The 24,382-nt window shown below is 60.5% G+C and carries 24 protein-coding genes and 5 pseudogenes; 15 read left to right on the forward strand and 14 right to left on the reverse strand.

The features are described 5' to 3' along the window. Positions 1–17: 17 nt before the first annotated feature. The 6 genes and pseudogenes from CAER_RS0100645 to CAER_RS0100665 form a co-directional block, all read right to left on the reverse strand. Positions 18–1,574, reverse strand: a complete 1,557-nt coding sequence (locus CAER_RS0100645; RefSeq protein WP_027233537.1) for an ISL3 family transposase — start codon at positions 1,572–1,574, stop codon at positions 18–20. Positions 1,575–1,865: 291 nt separating this feature from the next. Further along, positions 1,866–2,007: pseudogene (locus tag CAER_RS30730) on the reverse strand (IS6 family transposase); the annotation flags it as partial. Positions 2,008–2,067: 60 nt separating this feature from the next. Continuing rightward, the gene (locus CAER_RS0100650) at positions 2,068–2,820 is read right to left on the reverse strand and encodes an SDR family NAD(P)-dependent oxidoreductase (protein WP_027233603.1); all 753 of its coding nucleotides are present in this window, start codon (positions 2,818–2,820) and stop codon (positions 2,068–2,070) included. A gap of 10 nt (positions 2,821–2,830) precedes the next feature. Beyond that, positions 2,831–4,168: a TRAP transporter large permease gene (locus tag CAER_RS0100655; RefSeq protein WP_027233604.1), complete on the reverse strand. Its 1,338-nt coding sequence runs from the start codon at positions 4,166–4,168 to the stop codon at positions 2,831–2,833. After that, positions 4,161–4,649, reverse strand: coding sequence for a TRAP transporter small permease (locus CAER_RS0100660; protein ID WP_027233605.1), 489 nt, complete (start codon positions 4,647–4,649; stop codon positions 4,161–4,163). Before CAER_RS0100660 ends, CAER_RS0100655 begins: the two co-directional genes overlap by 8 nt. Before the next feature lie 69 nt (positions 4,650–4,718). Beyond that, a complete protein-coding gene (locus tag CAER_RS0100665; protein WP_027233606.1) occupies positions 4,719–5,723 on the reverse strand; it encodes a DctP family TRAP transporter solute-binding subunit in 1,005 nt (334 codons plus the stop codon). A 226-nt stretch (positions 5,724–5,949) separates the two neighbouring features. Here CAER_RS0100665 and CAER_RS0100670 point away from each other — a divergent pair, with 226 nt between their 5' ends. The 5 genes and pseudogenes from CAER_RS0100670 (at position 5,950) to CAER_RS27075 (ending at position 11,153) form a co-directional block, all read left to right on the forward strand. Beyond that, complete coding sequence (locus tag CAER_RS0100670; protein ID WP_027233607.1) at positions 5,950–6,768, forward strand: IclR family transcriptional regulator; 819 nt, start codon at positions 5,950–5,952, stop codon at positions 6,766–6,768. A gap of 10 nt (positions 6,769–6,778) precedes the next feature. Continuing rightward, the gene (locus CAER_RS0100675; RefSeq protein WP_027233608.1) at positions 6,779–7,948 is read left to right on the forward strand and encodes an acetyl-CoA acetyltransferase; all 1,170 of its coding nucleotides are present in this window, start codon (positions 6,779–6,781) and stop codon (positions 7,946–7,948) included. Beyond that, positions 7,945–9,549 (forward strand): acyl-CoA synthetase, encoded by a 1,605-nt coding sequence (locus CAER_RS0100680; protein ID WP_027233609.1) that lies wholly within the window; start codon positions 7,945–7,947, stop codon positions 9,547–9,549. Before CAER_RS0100675 ends, CAER_RS0100680 begins: the two co-directional genes overlap by 4 nt. Continuing rightward, positions 9,546–10,391 (forward strand): PPC domain-containing DNA-binding protein, encoded by an 846-nt coding sequence (locus CAER_RS0100685; protein WP_027233610.1) that lies wholly within the window; start codon positions 9,546–9,548, stop codon positions 10,389–10,391. The genes CAER_RS0100680 and CAER_RS0100685 overlap by 4 nt, the downstream gene beginning before the upstream one ends. A gap of 51 nt (positions 10,392–10,442) precedes the next feature. After that, positions 10,443–11,153 (forward strand): annotated as a pseudogene (locus CAER_RS27075) (IS6 family transposase). Positions 11,154–11,412: 259 nt separating this feature from the next. Here the strand turns inward: CAER_RS27075 and CAER_RS0100705 are convergent. The 4 genes from CAER_RS0100705 to CAER_RS0100720 form a co-directional block, all read right to left on the reverse strand. Then, positions 11,413–11,781 carry a hotdog family protein gene (locus CAER_RS0100705; RefSeq protein WP_027233612.1) on the reverse strand — a complete coding sequence of 123 codons (369 nt, stop codon included), beginning with the start codon at positions 11,779–11,781 and terminating at the stop codon, positions 11,413–11,415. Next, on the reverse strand, positions 11,775–12,131 hold the full coding sequence (locus CAER_RS0100710; protein ID WP_027233613.1) for a MaoC family dehydratase: 357 nt from the start codon (positions 12,129–12,131) through the stop codon (positions 11,775–11,777). Before CAER_RS0100710 ends, CAER_RS0100705 begins: the two co-directional genes overlap by 7 nt. Next, complete coding sequence (locus tag CAER_RS0100715; RefSeq protein WP_027233614.1) at positions 12,124–13,614, reverse strand: class I adenylate-forming enzyme family protein; 1,491 nt, start codon at positions 13,612–13,614, stop codon at positions 12,124–12,126. The genes CAER_RS0100710 and CAER_RS0100715 overlap by 8 nt, the downstream gene beginning before the upstream one ends. 108 nt (positions 13,615–13,722) lie before the next feature. After that, positions 13,723–15,279 carry an ISL3 family transposase gene (locus tag CAER_RS0100720; RefSeq protein ID WP_027233537.1) on the reverse strand — a complete coding sequence of 519 codons (1,557 nt, stop codon included), beginning with the start codon at positions 15,277–15,279 and terminating at the stop codon, positions 13,723–13,725. A 99-nt stretch (positions 15,280–15,378) separates the two neighbouring features. On the opposite strand from CAER_RS0100720, the pseudogene CAER_RS27080 reads away from it, so the two are divergent. Together CAER_RS27080 and CAER_RS0100735 are read left to right on the forward strand one after the other, a co-directional pair. Further along, positions 15,379–15,690, forward strand: a pseudogene (locus CAER_RS27080) (transposase); the annotation flags it as partial. A gap of 225 nt (positions 15,691–15,915) precedes the next feature. Continuing rightward, positions 15,916–17,075 (forward strand): IS3 family transposase gene (locus CAER_RS0100735; RefSeq protein ID WP_154667600.1). Its coding sequence is split into 2 segments (ribosomal slippage): positions 15,916–16,174 and positions 16,174–17,075, totalling 1,161 coding nucleotides; the frame shifts between segments, so codons are not numbered across the junction. Positions 17,076–17,378: 303 nt separating this feature from the next. Here CAER_RS0100735 and CAER_RS0100745 read toward each other — a convergent pair. Next, a complete protein-coding gene (locus tag CAER_RS0100745) occupies positions 17,379–18,002 on the reverse strand; it encodes an SEL1-like repeat protein (RefSeq protein WP_027233618.1) in 624 nt (207 codons plus the stop codon). Positions 18,003–18,139: 137 nt separating this feature from the next. Further along, complete coding sequence (locus CAER_RS0100750; RefSeq protein ID WP_154667601.1) at positions 18,140–18,610, reverse strand: hypothetical protein; 471 nt, start codon at positions 18,608–18,610, stop codon at positions 18,140–18,142. Positions 18,611–18,939: 329 nt separating this feature from the next. Between CAER_RS0100750 and CAER_RS28665 the strand changes: the two are divergent. The 3 genes and pseudogenes from CAER_RS28665 to CAER_RS0100765 form a co-directional block, all read left to right on the forward strand. After that, positions 18,940–19,194, forward strand: a pseudogene (locus tag CAER_RS28665) (IS110 family transposase); the annotation flags it as partial. A 147-nt stretch (positions 19,195–19,341) separates the two neighbouring features. Beyond that, positions 19,342–20,223 (forward strand): tyrosine-type recombinase/integrase, encoded by an 882-nt coding sequence (locus CAER_RS0100760; RefSeq protein WP_027233621.1) that lies wholly within the window; start codon positions 19,342–19,344, stop codon positions 20,221–20,223. 10 nt (positions 20,224–20,233) lie between these two features. Then, positions 20,234–20,446, forward strand: a pseudogene (locus tag CAER_RS0100765) (transposase zinc-binding domain-containing protein); the annotation flags it as partial. A gap of 17 nt (positions 20,447–20,463) precedes the next feature. Here the strand turns inward: CAER_RS0100765 and CAER_RS0100770 are convergent. Then, positions 20,464–20,784, reverse strand: coding sequence for a hypothetical protein (locus CAER_RS0100770; protein ID WP_154667602.1), 321 nt, complete (start codon positions 20,782–20,784; stop codon positions 20,464–20,466). Between the two features lie 244 nt (positions 20,785–21,028). On the opposite strand from CAER_RS0100770, the gene CAER_RS0100775 reads away from it, so the two are divergent. From CAER_RS0100775 to CAER_RS0100785, 3 genes are all read left to right on the forward strand, one after another. Further along, positions 21,029–21,499: a hypothetical protein gene (locus CAER_RS0100775; RefSeq protein WP_154667603.1), complete on the forward strand. Its 471-nt coding sequence runs from the start codon at positions 21,029–21,031 to the stop codon at positions 21,497–21,499. A 146-nt stretch (positions 21,500–21,645) separates the two neighbouring features. Next, entirely contained in the window at positions 21,646–22,269 is a 624-nt protein-coding gene (locus tag CAER_RS0100780; protein WP_027233625.1) for an SEL1-like repeat protein, read from the forward strand. A 40-nt stretch (positions 22,270–22,309) separates the two neighbouring features. Then, positions 22,310–22,672: a hypothetical protein gene (locus tag CAER_RS0100785; RefSeq protein ID WP_154667604.1), complete on the forward strand. Its 363-nt coding sequence runs from the start codon at positions 22,310–22,312 to the stop codon at positions 22,670–22,672. 74 nt (positions 22,673–22,746) lie between these two features. On the opposite strand, the gene CAER_RS29455 is transcribed toward CAER_RS0100785, so the two are convergent. Further along, the gene (locus tag CAER_RS29455; RefSeq protein WP_209320177.1) at positions 22,747–22,917 is read right to left on the reverse strand and encodes a hypothetical protein; all 171 of its coding nucleotides are present in this window, start codon (positions 22,915–22,917) and stop codon (positions 22,747–22,749) included. Positions 22,918–23,263: 346 nt separating this feature from the next. Here CAER_RS29455 and CAER_RS0100795 point away from each other — a divergent pair, with 346 nt between their 5' ends. Both CAER_RS0100795 and CAER_RS0100800 read left to right on the forward strand, forming a co-directional pair. After that, on the forward strand, positions 23,264–23,563 hold the full coding sequence (locus CAER_RS0100795; RefSeq protein ID WP_027233627.1) for a hypothetical protein: 300 nt from the start codon (positions 23,264–23,266) through the stop codon (positions 23,561–23,563). Positions 23,564–23,661: 98 nt separating this feature from the next. Beyond that, positions 23,662–24,129 carry a hypothetical protein gene (locus tag CAER_RS0100800; protein WP_245597304.1) on the forward strand — a complete coding sequence of 156 codons (468 nt, stop codon included), beginning with the start codon at positions 23,662–23,664 and terminating at the stop codon, positions 24,127–24,129. Positions 24,130–24,382: the final 253 nt, after the last annotated feature.

The following is a 24,382-nucleotide window of genomic DNA, read 5'->3' on the forward strand; positions in this document are numbered from 1 at the left end:
CTTCGGCCTCCCTCAGATCAGAGCGCTTGAACGAGCCGCGCTTTGAGCAGGTCGATGTTCGCCCTTCCATACATCTGGCGTTTGAGCGTTTTGAGGCGGTTAATCTGCCCTTCAGTCTGCCCGTTCGACCATGGTTCCCGAAGCGCCGCGGCGACCGCTGCCTGATCTCGCCGCAGCCCGCGGGCAAAGGCACCGAGCAGCCCGTCTTCCGCTTCATTCAGCCATCCTTCCAGCGCGCCTTCGCGAGCATTGCGTACCATGTCCGTAAACCGGTCGGTCAGCCTTCGGGCTGTGGCGAGAGCAGGCAGCGAAGCTTCGATCCTTGCGACCTGGATGGCATCCGCCTTGCACAGATGATCCCGGCCCAGGGTCAGGAGGCGGGCAATCTTGCGCGCGGGCGGCGATTTTTCTGCTCCCGATGGCGCGGCCCGCCCGGCACGGCGCTGGCGCGTGGCCCATTCCCCGACGACGCGGAGGCTGCCCTGGAAACCATCGGCCCGCAGCCGGCGCCAGATTTCGGCGCCGTTCCGGCAGCCGCCCGCCCATTCCCGCTCCAGCCGCGGCAGCCAAGGAGTCAGACTGCTCTCACGGATGCGGAAAACATCCTCGCGTTCCCCGCGCAAAATCTGGCGGACGAGCTGGCGGCTGAGCCCTGTCTGGCGAACGATCCGCCGGATCGGTACGCCATCATCAGCCATCTGGCGAACCATCCGGTTGGTTTGCTGGCGGCGCAGATAGCCTTCGTATTGCAGCTTTTCAGCGGCTGTCAGCAGCTTTGGGTCCAGTGTCTTTGCTCCGATCGCTTTGCGGATGGCAGGCATGTTACGCTGCACAGCGGCCAGGAAAGCTGTGCTCACGTTTTCTAACAGGTGCCAGCGGTCGGCAACCTGAACCGCTTTTGGCAAGGCCCGAGAGACGGCACCTCCATAGCCTCCGTTGCGGTCGCGGGCGACGACCTCAATCCCTGGACGGGCCCGCAGCCAGGCCTCGACCGTGGCCGGTTCCCGGTCCGGAAGGAGATCAATGACCCGGCGCCGCTCCAGATCGCAGATCAAAGTGCCGTATCGCTGCCCCTTTCGCCAAGCCCAATCGTCGATACCTATAACGCGGAGATCACTGTTTGAGGCCTCAGCCGTGTCCCGGATGCTGCGGAGGAAAGTATCCTTGCTGACCGGCAGCAGGAGCCGTGCGGCGAGCGCCTGTGCCGGACGCCCGCCGAGTGCCAGGCCGAGGTGCCGGACCAGTCCTTGCAGACGGGAGGTGCGCCGCGCATGTGGCCGGGTCACGTCCGCCGGAAACCGCTCGGCAAATATCTTGGCTGGGCAATGCAGAGCACGGCAGCGAAAGCGGCGAACCAGCAGGACCAGTTCCACCTTCCGGCCATGCGCAGGAAGATCGGCAGGCCGTCGGCGGTACCTGCTGTGAACATGGCGTGAAGCCGTGCCGCAGCGCGGGCACGCCGCCGTGGCTTTGGCGGAACGCGAGTGGATCCGGACCGTGTTCCCAACAAGCTCAACCTGGTCGGCCTTGAGACCTGCTGGCAGGAAATCCCGCCGTGAAAACTGTGACGCCATCGGCAACCTCCTCCAAAACCTGCCAATATATAGCGCTTAGCAGGTTGGGCTGCACCAAATCTGCTTCAGAGCCAATTTTGCACGCCGATTCACATATATCAGCCAGGCTTGGACCAGAGCATTCAGCACCTACCCCTCCTGATCGACGACCCGCCAAAGCCAATGCTCGCCCCCCCCGATTGACATGACAACATCGTCCAGATGCCAATTTCTGCCGAGCTGCCAGCTGACCGGCCGCAATTGTTGTTGCGCGTTTTCTTCCTAACTTTTCAGCCTGGGCCCACATTTTCTGATGCGATACGATGATACCCAGCTTAGCAAGAAGATCCTCTACCATCCGAAGGCTGCGCAGAAACCGGAAGTACAGCCAGACAGCGCAAGCAATCACTTCGGGCGGGCAACGGTTGCCGCGACAGAGGCAGGCGTCGGTCATGCCGCCACTTCGCACTTTTTTGCGGGCAGCCGCATTAACTTTATAGCCCCTCCCGCGACGCTACTTCCTCAATGCAGGCAGCCCCACGCCAGTGGACTGGAAACCGCCGTCCGAAGCGATCGTCTGCCCGGTCACGTAGCTGGCCTTGTCCGAACACAGGAAGACGATCACCGATGCGATTTCATCCTCCGACCCGTAGCGGTTCAGGGGGATAGCGTCGTGATAGGCATCGATGATTTCTTGGCTGTGCACGGCCATTGCGAGCTTGGTCCGCACCGGTCCGGGCGCCACGCAGTTTGCGCGTACACCGTGTTCCCCCAGCTCTGCCGCCTGCTGCTGCGTCAGGTGGATCACCGCTGCCTTCGAGGTGCCATAGGCCACCCGCAGGGTTGAGGCTCGCAGCCCCGAGATCGAGGCGATATTGACGATCGCCCCCGCGGTTTCCTTGAGATGCGGGATCGCCGCCTGGCTGCACAGGAACACGCCGTCAAGGTTGGTCTCCATCACCCGTCGCCATCGGTCGAAGCCGGTCTCCTCGATAGGTCCGAAATCGGCCACGCCCGCATTGTTCACCAGCGCGTCGATGCGGCCAAAGTGATCCGCGCATTCCGCCATCATCGCCGTCACCTGATCCGGCTGCGACACATCGCAGACAACCGGCAGCACATTGTCCAGCTGCGCCGCTTCCGCCATCAGCGCCTCGCCGTCGCGGTCGATCATCGCGACCTGCCGCCCCTCGGCAAGAAACTGTTTGGTGGCGGCCAGCCCGATACCGCGGGCGGCACCGGTGACAATCACGGTTTTTCTGGTCATGGCAAATTCCTCAGTTGGCAGGGCCGGACAGGCCGATGGACAGTTGCGGGAACAGCCCGATCACCGCCAGCCCCAAGAGGCAGGCCAGCAGGAAGGGCATCGCCCCCCGCGCGACCCGTTCAATGGGCAGCCGGGTGACATTGGCAGCGACATACAGGTTGATGCCGACCGGCGGGGTGATCAGCCCGATGGCCAGATTGACCATCACCAGCACCCCGAACCAGACCGGATCCCAGCCCAGTTCGCGGGCCACCGGCATCAGGATCGGCAGGCAGATGAACATTACCGTGACCGCATCCATGAACATGCCCGCAACCAGCAGGATCAGCATGATCACCAGCAGGATCACCCATTCATTACCGCTCAGCCCCAAGAGCACCCCGGAATAACTGCCAACCAGATCCTCCACCGTGACCACCCAGCCAAAGAGGCTGGCATAGGCCACTACCAGCATCACCGTGGCAGAGGATGCGGCAGCATCGCACAGCGAATTGTAGAGCCCGGCAATGGTCAGCGTCCGGTAGACCAGCCCGCCGACCAGCAGCGCATAGACCGTGGCTACCAGCGCCGCTTCGGTCGGGGTGAAGACACCGGAGTAGATGCCGCCCAGGATCACCACAGGGGTCATCAGCCCCCAGAAACTATCCTTGAACGATAGCCACAGCCGCAGCGCATAGGGCCGGTCCTCATGCGGCGCCGGGCTAAGCGCCTGCAGCGAGGGCGCATCGCCGCCCGCGCCGCCGCGACGCTTGGCCAGCGGCAGCGTCAGCAGCATCATTAGTCCCATGAAAAGCCCGGGCAGGATCGCCGCCAGGAACAGGTGCGAGATCGAGGTCTCGGCAATCACCCCGTAGATCACCAGCCCGATCGACGGCGGGATGACGATCGACAGCGCGGCGCCGGTGCAAACCAGCCCGGCGGCATAGGCGCGGGGATAGCCGTCTTCCTCCATGCCCTTGATGATCATCGGCCCGATCGCTGCGACCGAAGCCGGGCCGGATCCGCTCACCGCGCCCCAGAATAGGCAGACGGCAGTGCCGACGATGCCCATGCCGCCCGGCATCGAGCCGATCAGCACCCGGAAGAAGCGGATCATCCGCTCGGCAATGCCCAGCGAGCCCATCAGCGTACCCGCCAAGATGAAGAAGGGGATCGCCAGCAGCGAGAACTTGGTGATACCGGTGGCGATCAAATCGCCTGCCAGTTCCAGCCCGAAACCGATCTGCCACATGGCGTAAAGCGCTGACAGCCCCAGCGACATCGCCACCGGCACCCGCAGCGCCAGCAGCAGGAAGAACAGGATCACCATTTCGGTGCCGGCCGGCAGGCCGGGGATCAGGTCAGACATCGGGGATCACCTCACGCTCATCGCCCGTCACCCAGACCTCCCAGGCATGCTGCAGGTAGCGCACCAGCACCAGCGCAAAGCCAATGGGCACCGCGGCCTGGTAGTACCAGGCTGGAACGCCGAGACCGTAGGAGCGCAGCCCGTTGCTGATCAGGTTCGCCACCGCCTGCCACGAAAACCACGCCGACAGCGCCAGCAGCAGCGCCGCGGCCAGCACCGACAGCACGAACACCGCGCGGCGCAGCACCGTCGGCAGCAGGTCGTAAACCAGCCCGACCGCCAGATGCTCGCCGCGCCGTGCCGCAATGGCGGCACCGAACACGGTCAGCAGCAGAAAGCCGCTGGTCAGCAGTTCCTCGGTTGCGGCAAGCGAATAGCTGGTGCCGTAGCGCACCACCACATTAGCAAAGCCGAGCAGGGTCATGGCAAGAAAGATCACCGCGCAGATGATCTTCTCGGCCTCGCGCAGGATGAAGGACATCCCCTCCTCCTTTGGTTTGAAGATCACTGCGGGCCGTCCGTATGGGACGCCCCGCAGCCTTGGGCTGAATTATTCGGCGCCGCTGATGGCGTCTTCAAAGGCCTGGACCAGCTCCGGACCGACTTTCGCCGCCCATTCGTCATAGGCGGGCTGGGTTGCAGCCTTGAAGGCGGCCAGTTCCTCGGCCGTGGGCTCATAGACCTCCATGCCCTTTTCGCGGAGGAAATCGATGCCCGAAGCCGTCGCATCGCGCGAGATCTGGCGCTGGTAGGCCATTGCCTCATCCGCCGCCGCCTTCAGCTTGGCCTGCATCTCCGCATCATAGCTGTCCCATTTCTTCTGGCTGATGCCGATGAAGATTGGGTCGTATGAATAGTGCCAGGTTGTCAGGTATTTCTGCACCTCGTAGACCTGCTGCGGGATGATCACCGCGCCGATCGGGTTTTCCTGGCCGTCCACCACACCCTGCTGCAGCGCGGTCAGGGTTTCGCTCCACTGCATCTGCTGCGGGTTGGCGCCCAGTGCGTTCATCACGTCGATATACATCGGCCCCGCGACCCGCATGTTCAGGCCCTTCATGTCCTCGGGGGTCTTTACCGGGCGGCTGTTGTTGGTCACCTCGCGGAAACCATTCTCGCCCCAGGCCAGCACGATGATGCCCTTTTCCTTGAGGATGGCTGCCAGCTTTTCCCCCGGTGCACCCTGGGTGGTGGCATCCACCTGGTCATAGTCCGAATAAAGATAGGGCAGCGAGAATACCGCCATCTCCGGCACGAGCGGGGTGACGTTGATCGCCGAGGTCACCACCAGATCCAGCGCCCCTCGGCCGGTCATCTCGGCCTGTCGCATCTGGTCGCCGCCTGCCAGCTGGGCATTGGGGAAGATCCGCACGCTGATATCACCGCCGGTCGCATCTGCGATCAGATCGGCGAATTTCTCCGCTCCCTTGTGCCAGGTGGTGGTGTCGCCGGTGTTGTGCGACAGGCGCAGGGTTTCGGCCGAGGCTGCCGCCGCCATCACCGCCCCCGCCAGGGCGGTTGCCAGCACAGTTTTGCCCAGTTTCGAAATTGTCATCTTGCTCTCCCAGATTTCGGACCGGTCCAACCCAGCCGCACTGGGCTCCTCTGTCCGGTCATAGATCCATATACTGTATCGACTGAAGATCCACATTATGGAACACGTTCACTGTCACGATTTTATTGCCACGATCAAGAAGAACTTGCAATATTCCTAAATACCCAAATGATGGGCGGCAACTTACGAACCCGGGGACAAGGAGAGGGCCGATCGGGTCCACATAATGGAACACTCTAAGGGCGATAGCAGCGCAGCCGCACTGGCCGGCAGCCAGACCGTGGACCGGGCACTGGCCTTGCTCGGCATGGTCGGGCGGCGGCCCTCCGAGGGCGCAAGCCTCAGCGAACTGGTCGCCGAAAGCGGCCTCAACAAGCCCACCGTGCGGCGGCTGCTGCTGGCGCTCATCCGCAACGGGATGGTCGAGCAGAACGAGCAGACGCGGCGCTACTTCCTTGGCGAAGAAGCTTATATTCTCGGGACTTTTGCCGCCCACCGGCACGGGCTGCTGGAACTCTCCTACGAGCCCCTGGCGCGGCTCGCGGCGGAGACAGGCGATGCGGCCTTCCTGTCAGTCAGGCGCGGCTTCTCCGCTCTCTGCCTGCACCGCGAGGAGGGCACCTACCCGATCCGCACCTTTGCGCTGATGACCGGGCGGCTGCACCCGCTAGGCGTCGGCGCAGGCTCGCTGGCCATGCTCTCCGCCCTGCCTGCTGCAGAGGCGGAGACCGCGCTTGAAGCCAATGCCGCGCTGCTGGCCTCGGAGTACCCGCAGCTGCCGCCCGGCCGAATCCGAAGCTGCATCGCGGAGACGCGCAGCACCGGCTATGCGCTCAATCCTGGGCTGGTCTTTCCCGATTCGTGGGGAATCGGCGTGGCACTGCACCGCCCCGACGGCAGCCTGGCCGGCGCCCTGTCGCTGGCCGCCATCGAAAGCCGGATGCAGCCGCCGCGGCGGGCCGAGCTGGCGGCGCGGCTGCAGGAGGCGGCCCAAAGCATCGAAACGAAACTCGCGCAGCTCTATGCCGCGCGCACCCCCACCTGAGGAGGACACTATGAGCGAAGCACAGATCATCGGATGGGGGCATACGCCGTTCGGCAAATCTACGCTACCCGGCACGGAAGAGCTGATGGCCGCTGCTGTCACCGAGGCGCTGGAGCACGCAGGCATCGCGCCGCAGGACGTCGACGGCATCTTTGCCGGCGTGTTCAACAATGGCTTCTCGCAGCAGGATTTCCAGGCCGCGCTGGTGGCAATGGGCGACGAGCGTTTTGCCCACACCCCCGCCACCCGTTTTGAAAACGCCTGCGCCACCGGTTCGGCGGCGCTGCACGGGGCGCTGGATTTCATCGCCGCGGGCCGGGGCCGGATCGCGCTGGTGGTGGGTGCGGAAAAGATGACCGCCACCCCCACGCCCAAGGTCGGCGACATCCTTCTGGGCGCTTGCTACCGAAATGAAGAGGCGGAAACAGACGGTGGCTTTGCCGGGCTGTTCGGCCAGATCGCGGCCGGCTATTTCCAGCGCTATGGCGACAAGAGCGAAGAACTTGCGATGATCGCCGCCAAGAACCACGCCAATGGCATGGCCAACCCACTGGCTCATATGCGCAAGGATTTCGGCACCGCCTTCTGCAACACTGTATCCGACAAGAATCCGCTGGTCGCAGGCCCGCTGCGGCGCACCGACTGCTCGCTGGTCTCCGACGGAGCGGCGGTACTGGTGCTGGCAGACCCGGAAACCGCGGCCGCCATGCAGCGCGCCATCGCCTTCCGCGCCCGCACCCACGCCAATGAGATCATGGCGCTGTCGCGCCGCGACGTGCTGGAATTCGCTGGCGCCCGCCGCGCCTGGGCTGCCGCCTTTGACCACTCCGGACTGACCCTTGATGACCTGTCGCTGGTGGAGACCCACGACTGCTTCACCATCGCCGAGATGCTCGAATACGAGGCAATGGGCCTGGCCGAACGCGGCCAGGGCGGCCGGGTGATCCGCGACGGCATCACCGCCAAGGACGGCAAGCTGCCGGTTAATGCTTCCGGCGGGCTTAAATCCAAGGGCCACCCGATCGGCGCCACTGGCGTGTCGATGCATGTGATGGCAGCAATGCAGCTGATGGAGGAGGCCGAAGACATGCAGATCCCCGGCGCCGAAATCGCCGGCGTGTTCAACATGGGCGGCGCCGCGGTCGCCAATTATGTATCGATCCTGGAGCGGGTAAAATGAGCACCAGCCTGCCCCAAGCCATCACCCCGGTTTCCTCCCGGGTGATGAACCTGTCCCATCTGCTGACCGAAAGCGCCCGCCGCCACTCCGATGAAACCGGCTTTGTCTGGGGCGACCGGACCTGGAGCTGGGCCGAAATGGAGGCTCGCTCCGCTGCCTTTGCCGCCGCCCTGTCGGACCGCTTCGAGCTCGGCAAGGGCGACCGCCTGCTGGTGCAGTCGGCCAACAACAACCAAATGTTCGAGGCGATGTTCGCCTGCTGGCGTATCGGCGCGATCTGGGTGCCAGCCAACTTCCGCCAATCGCCGGATGAACTAGCCTATCTGGCCGAAAGTTCCGGTGCCAAGGGCATGCTGTGCGGTGCCGAGTTCCCCGGTCATGCAGCGGCCTGCAAACGGCTGCGCTTTACCATCGGCATCGGTGAAGGTCTTGGAGACAGCTACGAGACGTTGGTGGCGGAATACCGCGGCCAGGCGCAGACCGCGGTGGCGGTGGACCGGGACGATCCCTGCTGGTTCTTTTTCACCTCCGGCACCACCGGGCGGCCCAAGGCAGCGGTGCTGACGCATGGCCAGCTCGCCTTTGTCGTGACCAACCACCTCTGCGACCTGATGCCAGGTACGGGCCCCGAAGACGCCTCAATCGTGGTGGCGCCGCTCAGCCACGGCGCCGGCATCCACCAGCTGGCGCAGGTCGCTCATGGCGCCAAAACGGTCCTGCCCGCCGGGGCGAAGTTCGACCCGGACGAGATCTGGGGACTGGTGGCAAAATGGAACGTCAGCAACCTGTTCACCGTGCCGACCATCGTCAAGCTGCTGGTGGAACACCCGTCGGTGCATCAGCACGACCATTCCAGCCTGCGCTACATGATCTATGCCGGCGCCCCAATGTACCGCGCCGACCAGGTCCGGGCGCTGCAGGTGCTGGGCCCCAAGCTGGTGCAGTATTTCGGCCTGGGCGAAGTGACCGGCAACATCACAGTGTTGCCCCCGGGCCATCATTCGGCCGATGATGCGGCCATGCGGATCGGCAGCTGCGGCTTTGCCCGCACCGGCATGCAGGTACAGATCCAGGACAGCGAGGGACGCGAGGTGGCGCCCGGCGAAACCGGCGAGATCGCGGTGATCGGCCCCGCCGTCTTTGCCGGCTATTTCAACAACCCCGAAGCCAACGCCAAAAGCTTCCGCAACGGTTGGTTCCTGACCGGCGACCTCGGCCATATGGACGCCCGGGGCTTCGTCTACCTGACCGGCCGAGCCTCCGACATGTATATCTCCGGCGGCTCCAACATCTACCCGCGCGAGATCGAGGAAAAGATCCTGCAGCACCCGGCAGTGTCCGAAGCAGCGGTTCTGGGAATCCCGGATCCGGTCTGGGGCGAAATCGGTGTCGCAGTTTGCGTCGCCCGCACGGACGCAAGCATCACCGGCGAGGGGCTGCTGGAATGGCTTGACGGCAGGCTCGCCCGCTACAAGATGCCCCGCCATGCGGTGTTCTGGGAGGAAATGCCCAAAAGCGCCTACGGCAAGATCACAAAGAAGATGATCCGCGAACAGCTGATTGCCCGCGGCAGCCTGCCCGAACCGGCGCCGGCACAATGAACACGCTGCAAGAGCTGGCACACCCAGGCCCCCGTGCGGCAGACCGCTATGCCGCCCTGCCCTGCCGGGCGCAGCCGGTCACACTGCGGCTGGCGGCCGGGCTGCCTTTCGACCAGGCGGTGGTACAGGGATTTGCAGCGGCCGGGTTTACCGCGGGCTATCTTAGGCTGCCACCTGCGCGGTTTGCCCGGCTTACCTATGTCATCCCAGCGCCTGCCCCCGGCGACGGCCGTGCCGCTTGGTATAGCAAACCCCATGTGTTGATGGATGCCGCCGCCTCGGAGGCCGGACTGCATCTTGGCAGCAAGGCAGGCGCCCCCTTTCTGCATTGCCACGGGCTGTGGTGCACGCCGGGCGGGGATCTGCGCATGGGGCATCTCCTGGCGCCGGAATCGGTGCTTCGCGAGGATGTGACCGCAACCGGCTGGGGCCTGTCGGGTGCCGCGCTGGATGTGGCGCCGGATCCGGAAACCGGCTTTGACCTCTTTGCGCCTGTAGCCGCAGAAGCAGCCGACGAGATCGGCGCAGGCGCCCCTGCCCTGCTCTGCACCCTGCGGCCAAACGAGGATCCGCATAGCCTGCTGCCGCAGATCGCACGGGGCTTGGCGCCGTTAAGGATCGAAGGGATTGGCAGTCTAGTCCACACGCGTTTCACCAGCGGCACACTCGACAGCTACGCAACCGAAGTACTGCTGCGTACCAGTTGTGTCGCTGGCGACAGCACCACCCTGAATGCCGCTTCGGTCGGGTTCGACGGAACTCCCATGACTGGCGTTCTGCGCCCTCATGCAAACCGCATCTGCATCACCGCCGAGTTGCTGCTGATTGAGGCGGAAGCCTGAAAGGGGGATTGCCAAGTCGTTTGGGCGTTCTGATCGGGTTAAGCGACCGGCATGAAAAAACCATCCTCACTGCCGCGCCTGAAGGGGTTCCGTTTTCCTCGCGAGATCGTCGCATATGCGGTCTAGGTCTATCATCGATTTGCCCTCAGCGCGGCGGATGTCGAGGATCTTCTGGCCGAACGCGGTGTAGTCGTCAGCCGCGAAACCATTCGCCAATGGGTCAACCGCTTTGGCCGCTTCTTCGCCGATTGCATTCGGCGCGACCGGCCCGGCACGGCCGACAAATGGCATCTGGACGAAGTGGTCATCCCGATCAACGGCCGGAAATTCTGGCTCTGGCGGGCGGTGGATGCGAAGGGGGATGTCCTCGACATTCTCGTCCAGCCACAGCGGAATGCCAAGGCGGCAAGGCGGTTTTTGACAAGGTTGATCGCTCGGTATGGCGAACCCCGCGTCGTGATCACAGATAAATTGCGCAGCTATTTCAGACCGGTCTGCGATCTTGCGCCGGGCTCGGATCATCGCGCGCACAAAGGCTTGAATAACCGGATTGAAGGATCCCACAGGCCAACCCGAAAACGCGAGAAACTGATGGGGCGGTTCAAATCGCCCAAGCAGGCTCAAAGGTTTCTAGCAGCCCACGACCAGATCAACACCGTCTTTTGTCCCCGCCGCTATCAACTTTCCGCCGTCTCGTACCGCCACGCCAGGGCCGATGCTTTCGACCTCTGGAACAGCTATGCTGCCGAAATAAGCGCCTGACGGGCCGAGGTCTCGCCTTTCTCAATCACACCCAAACAACTTGGCAATCCCGGTTGGCGGCATCTTCTATTTCAACTATCCCGGCGGAACCGGCCTGATCAGCGGATCGGTCTTCGGCCGGCTCGCCGGGGAGCATGTCTTGGGCGGGTAGAGACAGATTTTTCCGCTTAGCAATTTCGATCGGCACAGACTGCCCGACCGGTGGGCAGCTTCCGCCGAAACGATGTGAATCGCGCAAGCCGGAAACCTTCCGGGCAGGTCAGCTGTGAAAGGCACCTGCGACGTCCTTGGCTTTGACCAGGCTGCGCCCTTCGCAAATTACCGTGCCATCCGGCGCTGTGCAGCTGGCCCACAGATCCACGAGGTGTTTCTCCGGCCGCAGCCGGGTGATTTCAACCTTGGCTTCCAGCTCGGTGTCCAGCGGAGCGGGCGCCTTGAAGGCGAGATCCTGTTTGAGATAGTTGGTGTCCGATCCCGGCAGTTCCACCCCAAGAAGATATGAGAACAGCGCCGCGATCAGCGGCTCCGGCACAGTGCCGACACTGGCACCGCTCAACGCCGCATAAGCCTCAAGGTCTTTCCGGCTGTAGCTGCGTGTGATCCGCGCCGATTGGCCTATCGTCAGCATGTGATCTCTGCCTCTCCAACCAAACACTCCGCGCCATCCGCCACCCGCGTGACCCGCATCATCACGCGGCCCGGCGACTTTTGCGCGATCCGCAAGCTGAGTTCCTCGCCTTCAAAAGCCGGGTTCGGAAACATCAGGCTTTGGCTGACCTGAGTGATTTCAGCGTCATGCCGCTTGAGCATCCCCCAAAGCTTGGAATAGATCAGCATCCCGTGGCTCACCGTGCGTCCAAAACCTGTTCCGGCGCAGAACGCGGGATCCACATGGATCGCATTGTCATCGCCCGACACTTTTGCGAAGGTATCAAACTCCGCTTGCGCTGGGGTCCAGTGTTCCTGAAGCTCAATCATCGCTGAATTCCTCCCGCAGCTTGGGTTTGCAGACTTTGCCTGCAGCCGTGCGCGGGAAATCTTCAACGATCCTCACATGTGCAGGGACCTTGTACCCGGCAATCCGTTCCCGGCACCACGGGCGCAGGGTTTCAGGCTCAACGGTCTGGCCCGGGCGCAGCATCACGAAAGCCGCGCCTGCTTCCCCCCACATCTCATCCGGCACGCCGACAACCGCGGATTCAAGAATGGCAGGGTGGGCATTCAGCACCCGCTCGACTTCGGCGGGATGAACGTTTTCGCCGCCCGAGATGAACATGTCCTTGATGCGGTCGACGATGTAATAATAACCATCCGCGTCGCGCCGCGCGACATCGCCGGTGGCCAGCCAGCCATCCCCGGTAAGAGCCTTCTCCGTCGCTTCCGGGTTGCCGAAATATCCAGGCGTGACCCCTGGTCCGCGAACCTGCAGTTCGCCCGCCCCTTCGGTCCCATCCGCCACCCCGGCCAGACGAACGTCCACAAGGCTCTGTGATCTTCCGACGGATCCGATTTTCTCTGCCGCATTGGCCGGATCCATCAGGAAAACGGTCGGACCGGTTTCGGTCATCCCCATGCCGTTCAGCACATTAGCCCCCATTGAGCCGAAGAAGCGGATCAGCGGTTCCGGCAGCGGCGCCCCGCCGCAGCCGCAGCGGATCGAAGACCAATCCAGGTCTTCGATGCCCGGCATCAGCGACAGGGCCTGGTACACCGCCGGCACCGCGAAGAACTGGTTGATCCGCCCGGATGCCAGCAGGCCCTGGACCGCTTCGGCCTCGAATTTCGGCAGGATGGCTGAGCTGCCGCCGGTCAGGAAAACCGGCAAGGTGTACAGGTTGATACCTGCGGTGTGAAACAACGGCAGAAAGCACACCGCCCGGTCCGTTAATGCAATATCGATGGCCTGCCCGATGTTCACGGTATTGGCCCAGGCCATGCGGGCCGTTTGGATGACCGCCTTGGGCAAGCCGGTGGTGCCGGAGGTGAACAGCAGGTACCACGGCCGGTCAGACGGCACGGGCGCCTGCAATGCCGGGCCGCCTTCCCTGATCCAGCCGCCAAGATCGTCCTCGATTGTCAGGACCGGCGCGCCAGCGCCCGCCGCGGCCTCGCGGGCAGTGTCCTGAAACTCCGCGTCCGTCAGCAGCAGTGAGATACCGGCCTGATCCAGGGTTTCCACCAATTCCGCTGCCGGCTGCCGCCAGTTCAGCGGGCACAAGATGACCCCGGTCTTCTGGCAGGCAAACAGCGCAATGAAGAACTCGACCCGGTTCTGGCAAATAATGGCAACGCGGTCGCCTTCGGCCAAGTTCCGCGCCCGGAAACCCGCCGCGACGGCATTCGCCGCATCATTGATCTGGGCAAAGCTCCAGCCGCTGCCGGTCGCTGTATCGTGAAAGGCCAAGGCGCCGGGCGACATTTCCGCCCGTTTTGCCGCCATATCCGGGATCAAATCAAACATCGCACTTATCCGGTTGAATGAAGAAATTCTGCCATGCGCGACAGGGTGTCAATGAGCGTTCAAAACTGGCTCTGACTCAGTTTTGGTGCAACTTCGGCCTCCCTCAGATCAGAGCGCTTGAACGAGCCGCGCTTTGAGCAGGTCGATGTTCGCCCTTCCATACATCTGGCGTTTGAGCGTTTTGAGGCGGTTAATCTGCCCTTCAGTCTGCCCGTTCGACCATGGTTCCCGAAGCGCCGCGGCGACCGCTGCCTGATCTCGCCGCAGCCCGCGGGCAAAGGCACCGAGCAGCCCGTCTTCCGCTTCATTCAGCCATCCTTCCAGCGCGCCTTCGCGAGCATTGCGTACCATGTCCGTAAACCGGTCGGTCAGCCTTCGGGCTGTGGCGAGAGCAGGCAGCGAAGCTTCGATCCTTGCGACCTGGATGGCATCCGCCTTGCACAGATGATCCCGGCCCAGGGTCAGGAGGCGGGCAATCTTGCGCGCGGGCGGCGATTTTTCTGCTCCCGATGGCGCGGCCCGCCCGGCACGGCGCTGGCGCGTGGCCCATTCCCCGACGACGCGGAGGCTGCCCTGGAAACCATCGGCCCGCAGCCGGCGCCAGATTTCGGCGCCGTTCCGGCAGCCGCCCGCCCATTCCCGCTCCAGCCGCGGCAGCCAAGGAGTCAGACTGCTCTCACGGATGCGGAAAACATCCTCGCGTTCCCCGCGCAAAATCTGGCGGACGAGCTGGCGGCTGAGCCCTGTCTGGCGAACGATCCGCCGGATCGGTACGCCATCATCAGCCATCTGGCGAACCATCCGGTTGGTTTGCTGGCGGCGCAGATAGCCTTCGTATTGCAGCTTTTCAGCGGCTGTCAGCAGCTTTGGGTCCAGTGTCTTTGCTCCGATCGCTTTGCGGATGGCAGGCATGTTACGCTGCACAGCGGCCAGGAAAGCTGTGCTCACGTTTTCTAACAGGTGCCAGCGGTCGGCAACCTGAACCGCTTTTGGCAAGGCCCGAGAGACGGCACCTCCATAGCCTCCGTTGCGGTCGCGGGCGACGACCTCAATCCCTGGACGGGCCCGCAGCCAGGCCTCGACCGTGGCCGGTTCCCGGTCCGGAAGGAGATCAATGACCCGGCGCCGCTCCAGATCGCAGATCAAAGTGCCGTATCGCTGCCCCTTTCGCCAAGCCCAATCGTCGATACCTATAACGCGGAGATCACTGTTTGAGGCCTCAGCCGTGTCCCGGATGCTGCGGAGGAAAGTATCCTTGCTGACCGGCAGCAGGAGCCGTGCGGCGAGCGCCTGTGCCGGACGCCCGCCGAGTGCCAGGCCGAGGTGCCGGACCAGTCCTTGCAGACGGGAGGTGCGCCGCGCATGTGGCCGGGTCACGTCCGCCGGAAACCGCTCGGCAAATATCTTGGCTGGGCAATGCAGAGCACGGCAGCGAAAGCGGCGAACCAGCAGGACCAGTTCCACCTTCCGGCCATGCGCAGGAAGATCGGCAGGCCGTCGGCGGTACCTGCTGTGAACATGGCGTGAAGCCGTGCCGCAGCGCGGGCACGCCGCCGTGGCTTTGGCGGAACGCGAGTGGATCCGGACCGTGTTCCCAACAAGCTCAACCTGGTCGGCCTTGAGACCTGCTGGCAGGAAATCCCGCCGTGAAAACTGTGACGCCATCGGCAACCTCCTCCAAAACCTGCCAATATATAGCGCTTAGCAGGTTGGGCTGCACCAAATCTGCTTCAGAGCCAATTTTGCACGCCGATTCACACTGATGCTTCGCAATTCCGGTCTTCCCGCCATTTCGCGGTCTGGCTCGGGCTGGTCCCAAGACAGAACTCCTCAGGCGGCAGAGACCGGCTAGGTCGGATCACGAAGATGGGCGATGGATATCTGCGTAAACTGCTTGTCGTGGGTGCTACCGCGGTTCTCAGACGTGTTGCCCATACGCAAACACAAATCGCTGAGTGGGTCCGGCGCTTGCTGGAGAAAAAGCCCGCCCGGTTGGTCAGCGTGGCGCTGGCGAATAAGACCGCCCGGATTGTCTGGGCCGTCATGTCGAAGAAGGAGGTTTACAAGCCGGCCTAAGATTTCGGGGCGCTTGAGAAACGCTCCATACGAGTTGCAAGGGCAATTGCTGTGATGATGACATTTGGTGCCGCAGCCGGAACACCCCGCGGCTTTGTCAGGGCGTCATAGCCCGGCAACTTGATAGGGACCCAGCTTGCGGACTTCATCAGGGCCAGTGACCTGCCCCCCGCAAAATCCCTCACCATGAAGTAGAGTCTGCCCAACCTATGTAGGAGCAGACGAATGCGGAAGAGCCGTTTCACCGAGGCGCAAATCATCGGGATGATCAAAGAGCAGGAAGCCGGGATGCCGACAGCGGAGGTGTGCCGCCGGCACGGCCTGAGCCCGGCGACTTTTTACAAGCTGAAGTCCAAGTATGGCGGCATGGAGGTATCGGAGGCCGCGCGGCTGAAGGCGCTGGAAGATGAGAATGCCAAGCTGAAGCGGCTGCTGGCAGACACGATGCTCGACAACGTGGTTTTGAAAGACCTGCTGGGAAAAAGCTGACGACACCGAAAGAGCGGCGAGAGGCAGCGCTCAATGCAATGCGGGATCATGACCTCTCGCAGCGCAGGGCCTGCCGGCTTGTCGGTGTCGACCCCAAGACGGTCCGGCGCGAACGCCCGCCCGACCATCCCGAGATCCGCCAGGAGATGAAAGAGATCGCTGGCAAACGCCGCCGGTTCGGCTACCGGAGGATCGGCGTGCTGCTTGAGCGCAAAGGCATGATCATGAACCACAAAAAACTGTACCGCCTCTACCGCGAAGAAGGCCTCGCGGTGAAGCGGCGGCGGGGCCGCAAACGCGCCCGGGGCTCGCGAACGCCGATGCCCGAAACCACGCAGCCCAACCAGCGCTGGTCCCTGGACTTCCTGGCGGATAGCTTCGGCGCGTCGCGGAAATTCCGCATTCTGGCCGTGAACGATGACTGCTGCCGGGAAAACCTGTGCCTGGCCGCGGACACCAGCATTTCAGGTGAGCGCGTTGCCCGGGAGCTGGACGCGCTCGTCCGGATCTACGGAAAGCCTGCTTGCATTGTCAGCGACAACGGCACGGAATTCACCAGCCGGGCAATCCTGAAATGGGCCTACAGGAACGGCGTGGATTGGCATTACATCGACCCCGGAAAACCGCAGCAGAATGCATTCATCGAGTCATTCAACGGCAGCCTGCGGGACGAGCTTCTCAATGAAGAACTGTTCGATACCCTGGACGATGCCCGCCGCAAGCTGGCGCTGTGGCGCTACGATTACAACAACGTCAGGCCGCACTCTTCGCTGGGGAACAGAACACCAAAGCAAGCGCGGCAGGCGCTTGAGCTATTTGAGGGCTCCGCGCCTGCCGCGCTTGCCAAGCCCGAGACCGACGATTACCAAAACCAAACCCGCAGACTCTCCTCATGAGCGAGGGACCAACGGGGGGCAGGTCACCAGCGGTCGAACGTGCCGCGCAAATAGGCCGGACAAATGACCGCTACGCATAAAGATCAAAATCACAAAGAAAACCCTTGCAAAACAGGAGCTGTCCACAAATGACAAAGCCCGCCCTCCTCTTCATAGCCGGATATGCCGCAGGCATCTGCGCGGCAGGCGAGATCTTCCAGAGCTTGCTTGTACCGCTCAATGGGCACGTGCAGTCTGGAAGAGAATGCTTGTGAACCGGGCATCATCTATCCCGCAGATTTCACCGATAATGACGCCGCCTGCTCAGTGTTTCGCCAATAGGTTTTCAACGCTTCCAATCAGTTCGTCGTTATACGCGCTGTAGCGGAATTCATCATAGAGAGCTTGCGCAACGTCCCGGTCATATTCTGCATTCACACCGAGAAGAATATGCTCGGCGAGGAACAAGGCCGCATTCCCCCAACCGGACAATGCGGCATTCAATAGGTAAACGGTGCCAACATAAGGATTTTTTGCGGTTCCTTCGCCTCGAAGCAACTTGATCCCATAATTGGTCATCGCGATGGGGTACCCCTGTTCTGCACCGCGCTTGTACAGGCTCGTGACCAGTTCAGGGTTGTTCTGATAGTAGTGGCAGTGCCGTTTTCCGTACAGCCATCCGAGAGCGGTATTCGCCGTTGCATTTCCCAGAGCCGCAGCCGCCTCAAGTTTGCCATGCGCAACTTCATTGCCCTCGCAAGCACTGTTCGCGAGTTCATTGGAAAACTGCCGCTGCTCTTGGAACTCAAAGATCTCAATCCCGGAATGTACCAGGTTAGCGCTGTCAGATCTGACGACGGCCCAATAGATATCGCTCTTAGTCGGATCAGCGCAGGCGGCAAATGGCGCGCTGAGAAATGTCAGAAACAAAATCAAATTTTTTAACATTTTCAAGTTCCTATCTGATGTTTGCGTTGTCCAAGCTGTACCTGCTGGTATGCTGCAAGAATAGCGTGCTGCAAAATTAGCGGGTCACTTAGGAGTTTGGAAATTCACTGCTGTGGCGCCTTCCAGAGTGCCCCGACCTATTCCGCGGCCTCCAAACATTTTGACAACCTTCGAACTCCGTCCCGATCCTCCAGTATGTAAAACCCTTGATGGTCTCCATTCACCGAAAAGGTTTTCTCCTCGCCGGTCTGAGGATCCGTGTATGCAATCGCCAGAATGAAGTTCAAAGGGCCGCTCGAGGGACCAAAAAAGGCTTTAGGGTGGAAGATGCCGGTTGCCTCATGCTGATCCACAAGCACCCGTGTTTCGTTCTCGGCGGACGCGCCGGAGAGCTCGATGCCTTCCATCGTCGCGCAAGCCAATGCATAGCGTCCATCAAGCCTGGATAGATCGAAGTCATCGGCGAATTGAGGGAGCAAATGTGTCAGCCCCTCGCAAAAATCATCAGCGTCTTGAGAAAAAGACAATCCGCAGCGGTTCTCCTCCTCCGCGTGCGCGGTTTTCAAAAAGCCAAGAACTGCAAGGCAAGTCAGTAGAGTGGTCTTCAATTTTAGCATCCTTGAGAAACATGACGGGTAGGGTAAATGCTGGGGACGACGCCCGCTTAATATGTACTTTGGGATACTAACCTTACATAGTTGCGTCCGGCAACGCTCGCCACACGGCGAGATGGTGGTACTCTGTTTTGGCGATCTTATCCGGTCTTGACCTGTCTGGGTAGCCGGGTCCGGAGAGTTTACTGTTCCTAAACGGGTGATCAGCCCCACTTGAGTGATCCAAATTGAAAGTTAGTGATGGCGTGGATGCCCCCGCCTAACGGCATCGCAGTGTGCCAAGGTGATGTTCTGCAGAATGTCACTTCGTAGGAGGAGCATCCATGACTGAAGTTAGCACTATAGGCGTCGATCTGGCAAAGAACGTGTTCCAGCTCCACGGCGCTCGCGCAGATGGCTCAGTTGCTTTTCGCAAGAAATTGAACCGGGCGCAGTTCCTCAATTTTCTCGCCCAACATCCTCGATGTGTTGTTGCCATGGAGGCTTGTGCTACGGCGCACAATTGGGGGCGTCAAATTACAGAACTGGGCCATGAAGTTAAGCTCATCGCGCCCATATACGTAAAACCCTTTGTCAAATAATGGAGAGGTGATCATTACTTGACTAGGACTAACCCGCTCCGCCATGGCGGAGCGGCAGAGATGTCATGTATTCAGTGGGAGCCACATCTGCGAGAAAATGGAACGGCTTTTGCAAGCCCATTCCTTCGGACAGAGGAGCTCATCATGACCCAACTTCGCCAGCGCATGCGCGCGGACATGCAGGTGCGCAATCTTGCTCTTAACACCCAGCTCTCGTATTTGCAGCAGGTATCGTTGTTTGCACGTCACTTTGGCAAGCCACCAGACTTGCTCGGCCGTGAGGACGTCAGAACCTATCAGATTTATCTGACCAACGAGAAGAAGCTGACACCAGGCTCGATCCACATCGCCATTGCGGCGCTGCGCTTCCTCTACAAGGTGACGCTCAAGAGGGACTGGGTGCCAGAAGAGGCCCTTCCGCTTCCCAAAAAGCCGCAGAAGCTGCCGATCATCCTCAGCCCCGGCGAAGTGCAGCATTTCCTCAACTGCGTTTTCAACGTTAAACATCACGCCATCCTGACCACCTGCTATGCCGCCGGCTTGCGCATCTCGGAAGCCGTGCACCTGAAGGCGGCTGACATTGACAGCCAGAGAATGGTCGTCCGTGTCGAGCAGGGCAAAGGCCGGAAGGACCGCTATGTGATGCTGTCGCCCAAGCTTTTGGAGATCCTTCGCAATTACTGGAAGATGCGGAAGCCGAAGGAATGGCTTTTCCCCGGCGATCGCGCCGGCCGACCGATCACCAGGGACGCGGTGGGACAGGCCTGTACAAAAGCGCACGAGCGCTCGCGTTTGTCCAAACCCGTGACGCCGCACAGCTTGCGGCACGCCTTCGCTGTCCATCTCCTGGAGGCCGGAGCCGACGTGCGCACCATCCAGCTGTTGCTTGGTCACCGCAGCCTTGCGACCACCGCTCATTACCTGCGCATCGCCACCAACAAGGTCTGTGCCACCTCGAGTCCGTTCGAGCTTTTGCCGCGTCCGGCGCCCTCCCCGCTGCCGCCCGCCAAGCCTGAATACTTCTGAGGTCCCGGCGATGCCCCGTTCGGGGCCGGAAGTGGCGGACATTTTCCGTCGCTACGGCGAAGCCTACCGTGCCCGGCACTCATCTCTGTCGACCGCCCAGCAGCGCGTCATGACGGCAATCGAACTGTGCCGGACCGCCGCGCTCGGCGGCCATGTCGAGCAATGCGATCACTGCGGACATAGCCGTATCGCTTTCAACGGCATTGCCAACTTATTTGCACCCGGCTGAATGCGAAAGGCTCAGTCGATTTCCCCAGAAGCAGCGCTCAGGCGACGCAGTTCTGAACAGGCTTCATGCAGCGCTGAAAAGGCATTGCCGACACCTTGCCTGATATCACCGGCTTCTGCCGCATTCCGCACGGCAGTGATCACTTGCTTCGCAATCTCGGACGCATACCCGGTTGCCGTGGATTGGACGGCAGCTTCGATCTCACCGATATATAGCGGTATGTTGTCTTGAATATCGCTTTCAGACAAACGTGCAATGAAGGACTTCGAGGGCAATTCTTCCGCTAGCCTGGCGAGCAGCCGGATGTCACTTTCCAATTCCTCTTTTGTCACTGGCCCATCGATCGGGATTCTACAAGCCACGCAAATCTCCCTGTTTAGGAACAGTAAACTCTCTGGGCCCGGCTACCCAGACAGGTCAAGACCGGATAAGATCGCCAAAACAGAGTACCAGCATCTCGCCGTGTGGCGATCATTGCCGGACGCATCTATGTAAGGTTAGTATCCCTAAGTACATATTAAGGGGCAACGGCCCCAGCATTTACCCCACCCGTCACATTTCTCAAGGATGCTAAAATTGAAGACCACTTTAGTGACCTGCCTTGTTGTTCTGGGCTTTTTGCAAACCGCGCAGGCGGAGGAGGAGAACCGCTGCGGATTGCCGTCTTCTCAGGACGCTGATGATCTTTGCGAGAGGCTGACACATTTGCTCCCTCATTTCGCCGATGACTTCGATCAATCCCGGCTTGATGGCCGCTATGCATTGGCTTGCGCGATGATGGAAGGCATCGAGCTCTCCGGCGCGTCCGCCGAGAACGAAACACGGGTGCTTGTGGATCAGCATGAGGCAACCGGCGTCTTCCACCCTAAAGCCTTTTTTGGCCCCTCGAGCGGCCCTTTGAGCTTCATTCTGGCGATTGCCTACACGGATCCTCAGACCGGAGAGGAGAAAACCTTTTCGGTGAATGGAGACCATCAAGGGTTTTACATTCTGGAGGATGGGGACGGAGTTCGAAGGTTGTCAAAATGTTCGGAGGCCGCGGATTAGGCCGGGGCACTCTGGAAGGCGCCACAGCAGTGAATTTCCAAGTTCCCAAGTGAAACCGCTAGTTTTGAAGCATGCTATGCGTGCAACACACCAGCAGGTCAGCTTGAACGGCGTGGACAACGCACACATCAGATAGGAATTCGAAAATGTTCAAGAATTTGATTTTGCTTCTGACATTTCTCAGCGCGCCTTTTGCCGCCTGGGCTGATCCGACCAAAAGCGATATCTATTGGGCCGTTGTCAGATCTGACAGCGCTAACCTGGTACATTCTGGGATTGAGATATTCAGGTTCCAAGAGCAACGACAGTTTTCCAATGAACTCGCGAACAGTGCTTGCGAGGGCAATGAAGTTGCGCATGGCAAACTTGAAGCGGCTGCGGCTCTGGGAAATGCAACGGCGAATACCGCTCTGGGATGGCTTTACGGAAAACGGCACTGCCACTACTTTCAGAACAACCCTGAACTGGTCACGAGCCTGTACAAACGCGCTGCAGAAGAGGGGTACCCCATCGCGATGACCAATTATGGGATCAAGTTGCTTCGAGGCGAAGGAACCGCAAAAAATCATTATGTTGGAACCGTTTACCTGTTGAATGCCGCCTTATCCGGTTGGGGTAATGCGGGCTTGTTCCTCGCCGAGCATATTCTTCTCGGTGTGAATGCAGAATATGACCGGGACGTTGCGCAAGCTCTCTATGATGAATTCCGCTACAGCGCGTATAACGACGAATTGATTGGAAGCGTTGAAAACCTATTGGCGCAACACTGAGCAGGCGGCGTCAATATAGGTGAAATCTGCGGGGTAGATGATGCCCGATACACATGCATTCTCCTCCAGACTGCACGTGCCCATTGAGCGGTACAAGCAAGCTCTGGAAGATCTCGCCTGCCGCGCAGATGCCTGCGGCATATCAGGCTATGAAGAGGAGGGCGATATCGTCCTTCCTCCGCTCTATGACAGCGAAGCGCATGTTGAATTTTTTGACAGTATCACCCGGCAACCGGAGCAGTATCACGCGTTCCTGTTGCTGCAAAAGGTGAACCTGCTGGAGGACACCCTAGGATATCTGCAGCGGTTTGGTGAGCCATATGCCGATACGACCATTCAGAGGTTGATCCGCGTTTTGCGAGATCCGGCGGAGGGTATTGCCCCCATAGATCCTGAAGCCTAAGGTGTCTGACGTCAGCGCCAATGGGCCAGTTGGCAGCCTGAGCGAAGAGAGGGTCTGGCATCTGGTTGGTTTGATTATGCGGCGGATCTCCGGTGAAGCAAGCGCCGGGTTTCGATAGTCTTTCGTTTGATCCTTTCTCGTCGTTTCAGGATGGTCTGGCCGCGCCCGAAGTAGACATCGGCCGGGGTGTGCCAGAGCACCTTCGCCGAACAGCAACGATCAATGCCCAAAACCTCGATGTCCATCAGACGCTCTTCTCCCCATCTATGCCCGCAACAATAGCGGCGGTTTGGTGGGAAGGCAGTTCAACCCATTAGCTCAACCAAGCACACGACCCAATTCTCATGGGCGGATTGTCGGGGTGGGCATATTTGGCTAAAGTTGGTAGTCAATAAAACGGCACCCGAAGGTGCCGCAAACTTAAAACTATGAACTTTCGGTAGCCACCACTCACACAACATCGCTACCGGACTGCAGCAGAGATTAAGGAACTCCCCTCAAGTGTCAACATGAGACTTCCTTGATTTCTGTTGCAAGCTTTCAAAAACGAAGCAAGAATTCCAAGCAGTTGAACTTTAACCGGTGCCAAACATGAGTGAAATTTCCAAACTCGCAGAGCTGCGAAAAATGCTGTTGGGGATGGAGCGAGCTCTGGGATTGGAGGATCTGTCAGCCGTGGAGCGGGATATTTATTATGCCGCCAGCGATATATCAGACAGCCAGGATGGTTTTCGCACAATCGGATTACAGAAACATTCGCTAGTCGCCGGGATCTCGCGGCCGACCTTCTTCCGTGCGCTGAAGTCTCTGGTGCAAAAAGGCTACCTTTCGCCAAGCGACACCTCCGACCGGGGCAAGTATGTCGTGAAACATCCTTCTGCTAAGAACTGACTTTTCACATGAGTGCCCGGTGGCTGATATGGGTCCGAGAGACCCTCACGGTATCTGGGCTATACATAGCGGCGTTCTGGTTGACCTCTTTGGTTTGGATGCCGATTCAAAATCTGTTCTTTGCAGAGTTCGATCATTTTGCCAGCCTCTTGTATCTGCCGTTCGGTGTCTATGTTCTGACGGCCTGGTTGTTGGGCTGGCGTTCGGCGCTGGCGATACTGCCGGGTGTAATTTATGTCTTCTGGGTTTTGGGCGGGACGAACATCGTTCTTCCAAGCCGGATTATTTCTATCGTCATTGTTATTTGTGTTGCTCCGGCCGTTTTCCACCTGCTGGCACTGATCGGTTTGGACATTCGCCCGAAGGCGGGCAAACAATCCTGCTGGATCTGTTTGATGACCGCAGGCATTTTGATCTCTGTCATTAAGTCCGTCCTGGTCAACAACGTATTGGGCAGCACTCCATCGGAGTATGTTGCCTACATGATTGGCGATGTGTCGGGGCTGTTCTTCTTGATGTTGGCCCTGATGCTGTTCTTCCGCAGCATGCGCTCCGTCGGCCATTGAGGTGGGCGCACCGGCACTCGTTGAGCGCTTCGTAAGGGTCATCCCTTGTTTTGGAAGTGAGCGAACATGCTTTGAGACCTCCTGAGCGTTCCACCGGAACATAAACCTTTCACCAACGAACTTCCTGCATAAAGTAAATGAGCGTCCTGCTGGCAGGCTCTGTGGCGCTCTGTTTCCTTCAGTGTCAGCGGGTGCCTTCGGGCGCCCGCTTTCCTTTTCGCCCCCAAGTCGCGTAATATCCAGTTGACTTCGA

The sequence above is a fragment of the Leisingera caerulea DSM 24564 genome (assembly GCF_000473325.1).
GTDB classification, from domain to species: domain Bacteria; phylum Pseudomonadota; class Alphaproteobacteria; order Rhodobacterales; family Rhodobacteraceae; genus Leisingera; species Leisingera caerulea.

What these genes read in the sequence shown, in the direction of transcription:
- CAER_RS0100645 (WP_027233537.1), bottom strand. Translation starts at nt 1,574, where the DNA reads ATGGCGTCACAGTTTTCACGGCGGGATTTCCTGCCAGCAGGTCTCAAG.
- CAER_RS0100650 (WP_027233603.1), bottom strand. Translation starts at nt 2,820, where the DNA reads ATGACCAGAAAAACCGTGATTGTCACCGGTGCCGCCCGCGGTATCGGG.
- CAER_RS0100655 (WP_027233604.1), bottom strand. Translation starts at nt 4,168, where the DNA reads ATGTCTGACCTGATCCCCGGCCTGCCGGCCGGCACCGAAATGGTGATC.
- CAER_RS0100660 (WP_027233605.1), bottom strand. Translation starts at nt 4,649, where the DNA reads ATGTCCTTCATCCTGCGCGAGGCCGAGAAGATCATCTGCGCGGTGATC.
- CAER_RS0100665 (WP_027233606.1), bottom strand. Translation starts at nt 5,723, where the DNA reads ATGACAATTTCGAAACTGGGCAAAACTGTGCTGGCAACCGCCCTGGCG.
- CAER_RS0100670 (WP_027233607.1), top strand. Translation starts at nt 5,950, where the DNA reads ATGGAACACTCTAAGGGCGATAGCAGCGCAGCCGCACTGGCCGGCAGC.
- CAER_RS0100675 (WP_027233608.1), top strand. Translation starts at nt 6,779, where the DNA reads ATGAGCGAAGCACAGATCATCGGATGGGGGCATACGCCGTTCGGCAAA.
- CAER_RS0100680 (WP_027233609.1), top strand. Translation starts at nt 7,945, where the DNA reads ATGAGCACCAGCCTGCCCCAAGCCATCACCCCGGTTTCCTCCCGGGTG.
- CAER_RS0100685 (WP_027233610.1), top strand. Translation starts at nt 9,546, where the DNA reads ATGAACACGCTGCAAGAGCTGGCACACCCAGGCCCCCGTGCGGCAGAC.
- CAER_RS0100705 (WP_027233612.1), bottom strand. Translation starts at nt 11,781, where the DNA reads ATGCTGACGATAGGCCAATCGGCGCGGATCACACGCAGCTACAGCCGG.
- CAER_RS0100710 (WP_027233613.1), bottom strand. Translation starts at nt 12,131, where the DNA reads ATGATTGAGCTTCAGGAACACTGGACCCCAGCGCAAGCGGAGTTTGAT.
- CAER_RS0100715 (WP_027233614.1), bottom strand. Translation starts at nt 13,614, where the DNA reads ATGTTTGATTTGATCCCGGATATGGCGGCAAAACGGGCGGAAATGTCG.
- CAER_RS0100720 (WP_027233537.1), bottom strand. Translation starts at nt 15,279, where the DNA reads ATGGCGTCACAGTTTTCACGGCGGGATTTCCTGCCAGCAGGTCTCAAG.
- CAER_RS0100745 (WP_027233618.1), bottom strand. Translation starts at nt 18,002, where the DNA reads ATGTTAAAAAATTTGATTTTGTTTCTGACATTTCTCAGCGCGCCATTT.
- CAER_RS0100760 (WP_027233621.1), top strand. Translation starts at nt 19,342, where the DNA reads ATGACCCAACTTCGCCAGCGCATGCGCGCGGACATGCAGGTGCGCAAT.
- CAER_RS0100780 (WP_027233625.1), top strand. Translation starts at nt 21,646, where the DNA reads ATGTTCAAGAATTTGATTTTGCTTCTGACATTTCTCAGCGCGCCTTTT.
- CAER_RS0100785 (WP_154667604.1), top strand. Translation starts at nt 22,310, where the DNA reads ATGCCCGATACACATGCATTCTCCTCCAGACTGCACGTGCCCATTGAG.
- CAER_RS29455 (WP_209320177.1), bottom strand. Translation starts at nt 22,917, where the DNA reads ATGGACATCGAGGTTTTGGGCATTGATCGTTGCTGTTCGGCGAAGGTG.
- CAER_RS0100795 (WP_027233627.1), top strand. Translation starts at nt 23,264, where the DNA reads ATGAGTGAAATTTCCAAACTCGCAGAGCTGCGAAAAATGCTGTTGGGG.
- CAER_RS0100800 (WP_245597304.1), top strand. Translation starts at nt 23,662, where the DNA reads ATGCCGATTCAAAATCTGTTCTTTGCAGAGTTCGATCATTTTGCCAGC.